8 protein-coding genes are annotated in these 12366 nt (G+C 63.3%); 5 read left to right on the forward strand and 3 right to left on the reverse strand.

The genetic code is table 11. The annotated features are described in order from the left end of the window. Nucleotides 1-410: 410 nt before the first annotated feature. The 4 genes from HUN39_RS08180 to HUN39_RS08195 all read left to right on the forward strand — a co-directional run bounded on the left by HUN39_RS08180 (nt 411) and on the right by HUN39_RS08195 (nt 5256). Nucleotides 411-1844 carry a homospermidine synthase gene (locus tag HUN39_RS08180; RefSeq protein ID WP_175093961.1) on the forward strand — a complete coding sequence of 478 codons (1434 nt, stop codon included), beginning with the start codon at nt 411-413 and terminating at the stop codon, nt 1842-1844. A 171-nt stretch (nt 1845-2015) separates the two neighbouring features. Further along, nucleotides 2016-3140: a PA0069 family radical SAM protein gene (locus HUN39_RS08185; protein ID WP_175093962.1), complete on the forward strand. Its 1125-nt coding sequence runs from the start codon at nt 2016-2018 to the stop codon at nt 3138-3140. 56 nt (nt 3141-3196) lie between these two features. Next, the gene (locus HUN39_RS08190) at nt 3197-3937 is read left to right on the forward strand and encodes a ribonuclease HII (protein ID WP_175094032.1); all 741 of its coding nucleotides are present in this window, start codon (nt 3197-3199) and stop codon (nt 3935-3937) included. Between the two features lie 146 nt (nt 3938-4083). Then, nucleotides 4084-5256: a site-specific DNA-methyltransferase gene (locus HUN39_RS08195; RefSeq protein ID WP_269750312.1), complete on the forward strand. Its 1173-nt coding sequence runs from the start codon at nt 4084-4086 to the stop codon at nt 5254-5256. Between the two features lie 93 nt (nt 5257-5349). Here HUN39_RS08195 and uppP read toward each other — a convergent pair whose 3' ends face one another. Next, entirely contained in the window at nt 5350-6222 is an 873-nt protein-coding gene (gene uppP, locus HUN39_RS08200; RefSeq protein ID WP_175093963.1) for an undecaprenyl-diphosphatase UppP, read from the reverse strand. A 374-nt stretch (nt 6223-6596) separates the two neighbouring features. Here uppP and HUN39_RS08205 point away from each other — a divergent pair, with 374 nt between their 5' ends. Beyond that, a complete protein-coding gene (locus HUN39_RS08205) occupies nt 6597-8408 on the forward strand; it encodes an autotransporter outer membrane beta-barrel domain-containing protein (RefSeq protein WP_175093964.1) in 1812 nt (603 codons plus the stop codon). 37 nt (nt 8409-8445) lie between these two features. Here the strand turns inward: HUN39_RS08205 and HUN39_RS08210 are convergent, their stop codons facing one another. Both HUN39_RS08210 and HUN39_RS08215 read right to left on the reverse strand, forming a co-directional pair. Beyond that, on the reverse strand, nt 8446-10170 hold the full coding sequence (locus tag HUN39_RS08210) for an OFA family MFS transporter (protein WP_175093965.1): 1725 nt from the start codon (nt 10168-10170) through the stop codon (nt 8446-8448). A 222-nt stretch (nt 10171-10392) separates the two neighbouring features. After that, entirely contained in the window at nt 10393-12366 is a 1974-nt protein-coding gene (locus tag HUN39_RS08215) for a protein meaA (protein WP_175093966.1), read from the reverse strand.

Consider the following 12366-nt stretch of genomic DNA (forward strand, 5'->3'; position numbering starts at 1 on the left):
GTCCTCGTCCTTCGAGACGCCGCCATTCGATCTCGGGCTTGCCCGAGATCGACATTCAAATTCGCAAGTCGGGTAAACCCGACTTGCGGGCGGCTCCTCAGGATGAGGACCGCTTACCCAACATGGTCGTTTGCATCATCCAAGACGCCAGAACCCCAAGGCCCCTCATCCTGAGGAGGCCTCGAAGAGGCCGTCTCGAAGGACGAGGGGCCGCTGGCGTTACAACGTTCGTGGAGCACTGACCAAGCCCGAAGCTCGGGCGGCCGGCGGGTGTGGTCCAGCAGGCCTTTGGGCAAAAAGCGCGCGCGCAGGGCCACGCCATGCGCCCGCCGCCAATCTCTCAAGCTCTTGATTAATACGTCCACGCTTGCTTTATCGCGGCGCAATAACTTTCTCGGGAGCTGCGCCTTATGTCGACTTGGCCAAACTACGGCAAAATCACCGGTCCGATCGTGCTGATCGGCTTCGGCTCCATCGGCCGAGGCATTTTGCCGCTGATCGAGCGCCATTTCGATTTCGACAAATCGCGCGTCACCGTCATCGACCCGGTCGATACGCATCGCCGTCTGCTCGATGAGCGCGGCATCGCTTTTCTCAAAACCAGTCTGACGCCGGAGAACTACCGCGAGGTCTTGACCCCGCTGCTGACCAAGGGCGAAGGCCAGGGCTTTATCGTCAATCTCTCGGTCGACGTTTCTTCGCTCGCGATCATGAAACTCGCGCGCGAATTGAACGCGCTATGCGTCGACACGGTGGTGGAGCCATGGCCGGGCTTCTACTTCGACAAGAGCATGTCCAATGAAGCGCGCACCAATTATGCGCTGCGCGAGACGGTGCTCGAAGAGCGCCGCAAAAATCCCGGCGGATCGACGGCGGTCTCCTGCGTCGGCGCCAATCCCGGCATGGTGTCCTGGTTCGTCAAGCAGGCGCTCGTCGATATCGCGCGCGACACGGGAACGCTCGACAAGGAGCCGGAAACGCGCGCCGAATGGGGCGCGCTTGCCCAAAAGCTCGGGGTCAAGGGCGTTCACATCGCCGAACGCGACACGCAGCGCGCGCGCAATCCGAAACCGCGCGACGTCTTCGTCAACACCTGGTCGGTCGAAGGCTTTGTCTCCGAGGGCCTGCAGCCCGCCGAACTCGGCTGGGGCACGCATGAGAAGGCGTTGCCCGACATCGGCCGCACGCATCCGACCGGATGCGGCGCGGCGATCTATCTGCTGTCGCCCGGCGCCAATACGCGTGTGCGCTCATGGTGCCCGACGCCGGGGCCGCAATATGGCTTCCTCGTCACCCACAATGAGTCGATCTCGATCGCGGACTATCTCACCCTGCGCGACGAGAAGGGTCAGGCGATCTATCGTCCGACCTGTCATTACGCCTATCATCCCGCCGACGACGCCGTGCTTTCCCTGCACGAGATGTTCGGCGCCGCCGGCAAGATGCAGGAGAGCTGGACGATCCTCGACGAACACGAGATCGTCGATGGAATCGACGAACTTGGCGTGCTGCTCTATGGCCACGCCAAGAACGCCTATTGGTACGGGTCGCAGCTCTCGATCGAGGAGACCCGTGATCTTGCGCCCTATCAGAACGCCACCGGACTGCAGGTGAGTTCGGCGGCGCTCGCCGGCATGGTCTGGGCGCTGGAGAATCCGCAGGCGGGAATCGTCGAAGCCGACGAGGTCGACTACAAGCGCTGCCTCGAAGTGCAGCTGCCCTATCTCGGCCCGGTGAAGGGCTACTACACGGATTGGACGCCGCTCGAGGGACGTCCGGGCCTCTTTCCGGAAGACATCGACGAAAGCGATCCGTGGCAGTTCAGGAATATTCTGGTGCGCTAGGGGCGCACATCAGATCGGGAACCCAAAGACGCGCGCCGAGGGACTCGGCGCGCTTTTTTCGTTCGGAAAGCCGCTTGCCTCACTCTAATGTTCTCTATATGTTCTGACTAGCGTCAGTTCTGAGCGGTCGCCAGGCGATGCTCGGGGCAACGCTGGGCAGAGGTTGCGAACATGGGTGCGGCTCAGGCATCGGCAGAGATAAAGGGCGCCCCGCGGATCGACGGCGCCGCGATCATCGACGCTGATCGCCGGCGCGGACGCGGCGCGCTGTCTAAGCGCAGCGGCCGCTTCGAAAAGGAGACTCGCGAGGAGGCCGACGACGGTTGGGGCTCGCTGGAGAGCCTTGCGGCGCTCGAGACGAATTTTCACATAGAGAAGCCGCGCACAATCATCACCAGGAATGATTCGCCGGACATTTCCTTCGATCGCTCGATCAATCCCTATCGCGGCTGCGAGCATGGCTGCGTCTATTGCTTCGCGCGGCCGACGCACGCCTATATGGGCTTTTCGCCCGGCCTCGATTTCGAGACCGAGATCTTCGTCAAGGACGGCGCGGCGCAGCTTCTCGAACGCGAATTATCGGCGCCGCGCTATGTCCCCAAGACGATCGCCATCGGCACCAACACCGATCCCTATCAGCCCGCCGAGAAGAGCCATCGAATCATGCGTTCGATCCTCGAAGTGCTGGCGCGCGCCAATCATCCCGTCGGCATCGTGACGAAGTCAGCGCTCGTCCTGCGCGACCTCGATCTGCTTGCGCCAATGGCGGCCAAGGGCCTCGCGAAGGTCGCGATCTCGGTGACGACGCTCGACCGCAAGCTCGCGCGCCTCATGGAGCCGCTCGCCGCGACGCCCGAGCTGCGGCTCGAAACCATCGAAAAGCTCAGCGCCGCCGGCGTGCCGACGGCGCTGATGACGGCGCCGATCATTCCCGCCATCAATGACGACGAGATCGAGCGAATCTTGACGCGGGCCCACGCCGCCGGCGCTCGGGAAGCGGGCTATGTGATGCTGCGCCTGCCGCTCGAATTGCGCGATCTCTTCACCGAATGGCTGGCGACGCATTTTCCTGACAGGGCCCGCCGAGCCCTCGCGCTTATGCGCTCGACGCGGGACGGCAAGCTTTACGATGCGTCCTTCGGAACCCGCATGAAAGGCGAGGGGCCCTACGCCTGGATGATCGGCCGGCGTTTTGAGCTTGCGGTCGCCCGGCTCGGCTTTGCGCAGAAAACAAGATTGCGAACGGATCTGTTCGAGCCGCCGCGCCGCGCGCCGCAGCAGCTCACACTCTTCTGAGCCCATCTCGGGCTGGTCTCCGGCAAGCTTATCGCGCCTGCGCGGCCGAGAATTCTCTGGACGCCGCCGCAAGCGCCGTCTTTCCGGTTGCCAGCCGCCCACCCTCGGCGCTTTATTCGCTGCGCGGTCCTGCGCTGACGCCACCGTCGCGCAGAACCCTTAGCGATCCGCGCGAGGGAGCGTTTGTGACGGCCAAGGGACCCCATTTTCGGCTGGAAGCGCAGCTGCGCCGCAAAGGCGTCTGGCCGATCGCCGGCGTCGACGAGGTCGGACGCGGGCCGCTCGCGGGTCCGGTGGCTGCGGCGGCGGTGATTCTCGATCCCGAACGACGGCCGCGGGGCCTCGATGATTCGAAGGCGCTGAACCAGGCGCAGCGCGAAGAAGCGTTTGAGCGCATCATGGCCAGCGCGCTCGCCGTGAGCGTCGCCTTCGTCGCCCCCGCCGAAATCGACCGCATCAATATCCGCCAGGCGTCGCTCGCGGCGATGGCGCGGGCCGTCGCCGGCCTTTCCCATACGCCTGCCTATCTTCTCATCGACGGCAACGACCGGCCGCCGGTCAACTGCCCCTGCCAGCTGATCATCAAGGGCGACGCGACCGCGCTGTCCATCGCCGCAGCCTCGATCGTCGCCAAGGTCGCGCGCGACGCCATGATGCGCCGCCTCGCCGTCCACTATCCCCACTATGGTTTTGAGACCAATGTCGGCTACGCCGTGCAGCGTCACCTTGACGCGCTGGCGCTGCACGGCGCGAGCCCGGCGCACCGCGTCAGCTTCGCGCCCGTGCGGGAGGCGTGAGGCCTTCGTCAACTATTCGCTAACCTTTTTATTTCTTTAAGACTTCCGTTCGAAAAAGAGACGCCGGCGTTTTGCCAATCTAAACGCCCCCTTTACCTCCCTCCTTCACTATCTCGCATGTTGGTTGCGTTGATGGTGTTCAGTTCATGCGTAGCGCGCGCGTCGGGGCGGCTCGCCTCAAAGCCCGAAATCAGGTCACGCGTATCGGGCGCACAAATGAAGGGCCGCTCCGCGCGACGGCGCGCAACGAAATCCTGTGCGGCGACTGCGTCGCATCGATGGAGCGACTGGCGCAGGAGAGCGTCGATCTCGTCTTCGCCGATCCGCCCTATAATCTGCAGCTCGCCAATCCTTTGCATCGCCCGGATCAAAGTCTCGTCGACGCGGTCGATAATGACTGGGACAAATTCGCGAATTTCGCCGCCTATGACGCCTTCACGCGCGACTGGCTCGCGCAGGCGCGCCGGGTGATGAAGCCGTCGGCGACGATTTTCGTGATCGGCTCCTACCACAATATTTTCCGCGTCGGCGCGATCATGCAGGATCTGGGGTTCTGGATCCTGAACGACATCGTCTGGCGCAAGAACAATCCAATGCCGAACTTTCGCGGCCGTCGCTTCACCAACGCCCATGAGACGATGATCTGGGCGGCGCGCGACCAAAGCGCCAAAAACTACACGTTCAATTACGAGGCGCTGAAGGCGGCGAACGAGGATTGCCAGGTTCGCTCCGACTGGCTGCTGCCGATTTGCGGCGGGACAGAGCGTCTCAAGGATGGCGCGGGCCGCAAGACCCACCCGACGCAAAAGCCGGAAGCGCTGCTCGCGCGCGTCATTCTCGCCGCCTCGAGCCCGGGTGATCTGGTGCTCGATCCATTCTTTGGCACGGGAACGACGGGCGCCGTCGCCAAGCGCCTCGGCCGAGACTGGCTCGGCATCGAGCGCGACGGCGACTACAGAGCCGCGGCGCGTGCGCGGATCGCGGCGATCGAACCCTTGCCGGATGAAACGCTCGCGACGGCCCCGTCGAAGCGCACGGAGCCGCGCATCGCCTTCGCGAGTCTCGTCGAAGCGGGGCTCATCGCGCCGGGCGCGACGCTCGTCGACGCGAAGCGGCGCCATCGCGCGGTGGTGCGCGCCGACGGCGCGCTGTCGCTCTCCGGCTTCGTCGGCTCGATCCACAAGACTGGGGCGCTGGCGCAGGGCCTGCCGGCCTGCAACGGCTGGACCTTCTGGCATTACGAAGAAAAGGGCGCCCTCGCGCCGATCGACGATCTGCGGGCCGAGGCGCGCGAGCGTCTCAAGGTGGCCGCGGAATAACTAATATCCGTCATTGCGAGGAGCGGAGCGACGAAGCAATCCAGAGCCGTGGGCGCGACTCTGGATTGCTTCGCTTCGCTCGCAATGACGGCCTTATGCCAAAAAGCCTGCGTAGAAGCCGACGAGCAGCACGATTCCGATGAAGGCGCGATAGAAGACAAAGGGCCAAGCGGAGAAGCGTTCGAGAATCCGCAACAAGCCCCAGATTGCGACAAAGGCGGAGATCGAGGCGACGAAAAGCCCGAGCGTCAGCACCGCCCAGCCGTGAAAATCGAGCTGCGCCTTATGCAGCTCCCACAGCTCCTTCAGGCCCGCAAGGGCGATCGCCGGCAGGCCGAGCAGGAAGGAAAAGCGCGCCGCTTCCTCGCGCTTGAGGTCGAGGAATAGCGCCGCCGTCAGAGTCGAGCCCGAGCGCGAGACGCCCGGAATGAGCGCGCCGACCTGCGCGAAGCCGACGATCATCGCGTCCTTCAGGCTGACATGTTCGAGCGTGCGCTTGTGATTGCAATAGAGCTCGGCGATGGCGAGCAGCGCCGCCATCACGATCGAGGAAATCCCGATCACCGGCAGCGAGCGCAGCGGCGAGCCGCAGGTGTTGAGCGTATGCGACAGCGCGAGGCCGGCGATGCCGATAGGCACGGTCGCGAGCGCGATCCAGACGACGAAGCGAAAGGTCCAGGCGTTGAAATCGCGCCGCACCAGCGCCCGCACGGACCCCTCGGCAAGCGCGCGGATGTCGCTCCAGAAATAGCTGACGACGGCGGCGAGCGCCGCGAGCTGCATCGCCGCGGAGAAGGCGGAGCCAGGGTCCTTCCAGCCGAGCAGCGCCGGCACGATGCGCATATGCGCGGTCGAGGAGATCGGCAGAAGCTCGGTGATGCCCTGCACCACGCCAAGAACGGCGACTTTCATATAACCGAGATCGACAAAACCGGTGTCGAGCCCATTCGTGCAAGCGGTCGCCATAGAGGCCCTCGTCTCGTTTGTCGGCCCCGCGACGAATCACGAAGGCGCCAAGCGACTCCGACTTCTGGCAAACAAGCCGGCCGCGATCAAGGCGATGCGGGGAAGTTCGGCTGGCCGGCAATGCTCTTCTCCATTTCATCAAGCGCTCTGGGCGTTCGCCCCCGGGCGATCACGCGTCGTCCATGCGCCCAAATCCGCGAGGGCTGGCTCGGCGTCCGTTTAGCCTTGTGCGAGAGCGGACGCTGACTGTGGCTGAGGCGCCACACTCGGCTCCGAAAGAACTTCCGACTGGCAAAAGCCATAGTCACGGTAAGTGGCCATATGTGAATGTTTATTCATCCTACCGATAGGCAATATCGGACCAGGGCGGCCGCATGGGAAATCCTTTTCCTGGAAGGTGGATTATTTATCCGGCCGCAATAATCGCTGCCGCGATCAGCGCTTCGGCATACGCTCAGAGCTTGAGTTCGTTGCCGCTGCCCCCCGGGCAGATCGTCTCCGGTCCTGTCGCCTATGGTCAGTCGCTTTGGAACGCAAATTGCCCTCCAAATCAGACGGTGACGAAATGTCAGGGCCAGGTGTACCCGTCGATTACGAACGGGCACGACGCCGACACTTACCTGTTGCCTTATACTTGGCCATCGACGACGACGCCGCCATTCGTCGATTCAACGCTCGCCGCCGCAGCTGTGGTTTGGACCTCAACGCCAACGCAATATGTGCGTTTTTACGACGCTACGAGCAATCCGGCAGGGAGCTGGGTTGTGCCGTCCAACCAAGTGCGGGGGTTGACCGCGGAGCAAATCAAAGACGTTTTGGCTCTGCCCACAACTCCGACAATGCAGACCATTGCATTGCTGCCCGCCCACACGTGTATGATCCTCGGGCAAGCGGGTCCCATTACGAACTCGCAACAAGTCCAACCATTGGGCTTCTGGGGAAATGGCGGCGCAATTCAAGGCTACTTAATCGGACAAAGCCCAAGCGGATGTGGGCCGGGTTCCGATCCACGGTTTTTAGACCGAGACATTTTCGTCAATCGTCAATCCATCGGACTTTTCGCGCTGGCTTATGGTCCTCGGGCGGGCGGCGGCAATCCTGGGGCGGTCGCCTTCGCCCTCGACCACGCGATTTTTCCCGCGCAGTTCACCGATATGGATGGCGTTTATAACTCGCTCGATCTCCTCAACTACGGCGATTCGGGCGCCTTGCGTTACGCCTTGAGGCAGCTGGACGGTGAGGTTTACGCTAACGTCGCGTCGGTTGTGATTGGGGCCGGACGCATGTTTGCTCAGGTTGTGCGAGATCAAACACATTTGGCGCGTGTCCCAACGGTTCCGCGCTTACCAAATGGTTGGCGGCCCTGGATCAGCGGGTTTGGAGGAGCTGCCTCGCTCTACGGAAGCCAAGATTTTGAAGGATTGCGCTTCTCCGGCGGTGGAGCGGCGGTCGGAGCGGATTACCTTTTCAGTCCGGCGCTTCTGTTTGGTCTGAGCGCAGCCTACTCACGTAGCGCATTTGCTGTGAGTGGTGTTTCCGGCTCGGGAAATCTTGATAGCTATTCCATAGGATCTTATGCGGGATATGCCTCAGGCAATGTCTATATCGACGCGGCTGTGGGATACTCCTACAACCAAACAGGGGTTGGCCGCAGCATTGCTTTCCCTGGGCTCGCGCGAGCGGCGTCCGCGAGCTTTAACAACGATTCTCTGCTTTCCACGGCGGAAGTCGGCTATAATTTTCAGTTGAGCGATAGGCTGAGAGCCACGCCTTTTGCTTCGTTCCAAAGCATCGTGGTTTTCGCGAGACGTTTTTCGGAGCAGGGAGCCGGGGCCGTCAGCCTTAATGTCGCTGGGCGAACGGCTGCTACGGCAATGAGCGCTTTGGGCGCGGAGCTATCCTATGACCTGCCGCTAGGCTGGAGCGCTCCCTTGACTCTCTCTGGGCGAGCCGGTTGGGCGCATGATTTCGCTGATGTGAACCGGAAGGTCATGCAAAATTTCCAGGGCGCGCTGCGTACCGATTTTTGGGTTGAGGGCGCGCGCTGGCCGCGTAATGCCGCGGCGGTTGGGGTCAAGCTATCCCTCCCTGTGGCTCAAGCCGATCTCTTTATTCGTTGCGATGGCCTGTTTTCGAATAATGCGGACATCTTTAGCGCGACAGGCGGCGTGGCGGTAAGATTTTGAAGGCGCTTACGCCTTAAGGCCCTCTTCCGCGCCAAAATCAGCGAAACAGCGTGGCGGTTTTGAGCAGGGTGATCCAGACCCCCCAGGCGAGGGGGACGCCGACGGCGGCCCAGGCGAAAACCAGCAGCAGCGATCCGCCCTTTGAGCCGGGCGGCGCGCCCGCGGCGGCCGGCGGATCGGCGTCGGGCGCGGCGGGGTCCAATCCTTCCTCGACAAAATCCTCGAAATCGGCGTGGATGTCGTCATCCGCCTTGACGACCTCAGCGACCGTGATGTGCTTTTGCGCCGCGACCTCTTCATCGCTCATGTAATATTTCTCGGCGCAGGGCCGCACCAGCAGATTGCAGACGAGACCGCAGAGCAGCAGGCCCGCGAGCACATACATCGTCTGATTATAGGCGGCTTCGCGCGGGACGCCGACGCTTAGCTGATATTCGCGAATGTAATTGACGAGCACCGGCCCGAGCACGCCCGCCGTCGACCAGGCGGTCAGCAGCCGGCCGTGGATGGCGCCGACATGATGCGTGCCGAAGATGTCGGCGAGATAGGCGGGGATCGTCGCGAAGCCGCCGCCATACATGGTGATGATGACTGCAAAGAGCAGGACGAAGAGGCCGACGATCGCCCCGCTCGCGGCGAAGGGGATCGCCGAATACAGCGCGATGCCGACGATGAAAAAGATCGCATAAGTGATCTTGCGGCCAAACTTATCGGACGCCGAGGCCCAGCCGATGCGCCCGCCGATATTGCAGAGGCTCAAGAGGCCGGTGAAGCCCGCCGCGATCGCTGCGATCTGCTTTTTCTGATCGGCATTGAGCTGATCGAACCCCAAGTCCAGGCCGATCAGTCTGCCGCCGAAGACTTCCTGCAGCATTGGCGAGGCCATGCCCAGAACGCCGATGCCTGCCGACACGTTGAGACAGAGCACGGCCCAGAGCAGCCAGAATTGCGGCGTCTTCCATGCGACGTCGAGATGCACGTGACGATGCGTCACCATGGCGTTCTTGGCCGCCGCGGGCGGCGTGAATCCTTCCGGCGCCCAACCTTCGGACGGCACCCGGTAGCTGAGCGCGCCGGCGACCATGAAGGCGAAATAGATCGCCGCCAGCGTCACGAAGGTCTGCCAGACGCCCGGTGAAGCCGGCGTGGCGTAGAAGCTCATCAGCCGGTCGGCGAGCGGCGCGCCAATCATCGCGCCGCCTCCAAAGCCCATGATGGCGAGACCGGTCGCCAGGCCGCGCCGGTCCGGGAACCATTTGATGAGCGTCGAGACGGGCGAGATATATCCGAGCCCCAAACCGATGCCGCCGATCACGCCGGAGCCGATCCACAACATCCAGATCTGATGGAGATAGACCCCGAGCGCCGAGACGAGCAGGCCGCCGCACCAGCAGCAGGCGGCCGCGAGACCGGCCTTGCGGGGTCCGGCCGTTTCGAGCCAATGGCCGAAGACCGCCGCCGAGGAGCCCAGAAACACGAAGAATAGCGTGAACGTCCAGCCAAGCCAGCTGATCTTCCAGTCGCAGTCGGTGGCGACGAGCGTCGCGAGAAACCCGAGCGTCTCGGGGCATTCCTTCGGCTGCGCGCCGCCAATGATCCGCGACAGCGGCAGCCAGAAGACGGAAAAGCCATAGGCCATGCCGATGCACAGATGAATGGCCAGCGCGGCCGGCGGCACGAGCCAGCGATTGAAGGCGGGAGAAGCGACGGTTCGCTCGCGGCTGAAAAAATCGGATCGGGCGATAGCGTCGGCGGCGGACATGAACGCTCCTGCGGCGATGTTGCGGCGCAATATTGCGCAAGCGCTGTGCGCGGCACAAGTCCGGGCTGCCCAAAGCTCCTCATCCTGAGGAGCCGCCAAAGGCGGCGTCTCGAAGGACGAGGATTGCGCTGCCAGGAGGCCGTGAATTCTGGAGTCGGCCCCTCGTCCTTCGAGATGCGCGCTCCGCACGCTCCTCAGGATGAGGGACCTTCCATTGGCGCCTTAAACCGCCGCCTTCTCGATGATATGGGCGAGGTCGGTCATGATGGCGTTGAGGTCGTAATTCTTCGGCGTATAGACCGCCGCGACGCCCGCTTCGCGCAGGAGCTTCTCGTCGGCCGGCGGGATGATGCCGCCGACGACGAGCGGCGCGTCGACGCCTTCCTGCTTCATCAGCTTGATGACCTCATGGGCGAGCGTCACATGCGAACCTGAGAGAATGGAAAGGCCGATGCAATGCGCGCCTTCCCTCTTCGCGGCCTCGACAAGTTCAGCCGGCGTCGAGCGGATGCCGGCGTAGATCACGTCGAACCCCGCGTCGCGGGCGCGCACCGCGATCTGTTCGGCGCCGTTGGAATGGCCGTCGAGGCCCGGTTTACCGACCAGGAATTTCGCCCGTTTGCCGAGTTTTTGCGACACGCGTTCGACTTCGCCGCGCACGGCGTCGAGCGCGCCGCCGACCTGACGCGCCGTGGATGAGACGCCCGTCGGCGCGCGATACTCCCCGAACACGCCGCGTAGGACATTGCCCCATTCGCCGGTGGTGACGCCCGCCCTCGCCGCGGCGATGGACGGCTCGACCATGTTGCGGCCTTCCTTGGCGGCGCGCGCCAGCTCTTCGATGGCGGCCTGGGCGGCCTTCTGGTCGCGGGCTTCGCGCCAGGCCTTCAGCCGCGAAATCTGCTCGGCTTCGACATGTTCCGGCACGACCATGATCTGGTCGTCGCCCGAGGCGAGCGGCGACGGCTCGCCGCCAGTGAATTTGTTGACGCCGACGACGATCTGCTCGCCGGCCTCGATCGACTCGAGGCGCGCGGTGTTGGCTTCGACGAGCTTGCCCTTCATATAGCCGATCTCGACCGCCGCGGCCGCGCCGCCGAGATCTTCGATCTTCTTGAGTTCGGCCATCGCCTCGGCCTTCAGTTCGGCGACTTTGCGGGCGATCTCGGGATTGCCGTCGAAGATGTCGCCATATTCGAGCAGATCCGTCTCATAGGCCATGATCTGCTGCATGCGCAGCGACCATTGCTGGTCGAAGGGCCGGGGCAGGCCGAGCGCTTCGTTCCAGGCTGGAAGCTGCACGGCGCGGGCGCGGGCGTTCTTGGAGAGAACGACGGCGAGCATCTCGATCAGGATGCGATAGACGTTGTTTTCCGGCTGCTGCTCGGTCAGGCCCAGCGAATTGACCTGCACGCCGTAGCGGAAGCGGCGGAGCTTTTCGTCCTTCACCCCGTAGCGCTCGCGCGTGATCTCTTCCCAAAGCTCCGCGAACGCCCGCATTTTGCAGAGCTCAGTGACGAAGCGCATGCCGGCGTTGACGAAGAAGGAGATGCGGCCGACGACCTGAGCGAAGTCTTCCTCAGGCATTCCCGCGGCTTTCACGCCGTCGAGAATGGCGACGGCGGTCGCGAGCGCGTAGGCGAGCTCCTGCGACGGCGTCGCGCCGGCTTCCTGCAGATGGTAGGAGCAGACGTTCATCGGATTGAACTTGGGGCATTCCTTCGTGGTGAAGAGAATGAGGTCCTGCGTGAGGCGCAGCGACTGCGTCGGCGGAAAGACATAGGAGCCGCGCGAGAGATATTCCTTGATGATGTCGTTTTGCGTCGTGCCCTGCAGTTTTGCGCGCGGCGCGCCCTGTTCCTCGGCGGCGGCGATATAGAGCGCCATCAGCCACACGGCGGTGGCGTTGATGGTCATCGACGTGTTCATCTCGCCGATCGGAATGCCATCAAAGAGCGCGCGCATGTCGCCAAGATGCGAGACCGGCACGCCCACCTTGCCGACCTCGCCGCGCGAGAGAATATGGTCGCAGTCGTAGCCAGTCTGCGTCGGCAGATCGAAGGCGATGGAGAGACCCGTCTGGCCCTTGGCGAGATTGGAGCGATAGAGCTTGTTGGACTCGCTGGCGGTCGAATGGCCGGCGTAGGTGCGAAACATCCAGGGCTTGTCGCGGCGCGGGGCGGACATGTCGTTCAT

The organism is Methylocystis silviterrae (genome assembly GCF_013350005.1).
Lineage (GTDB): Bacteria > Pseudomonadota > Alphaproteobacteria > Rhizobiales > Beijerinckiaceae > Methylocystis > Methylocystis silviterrae.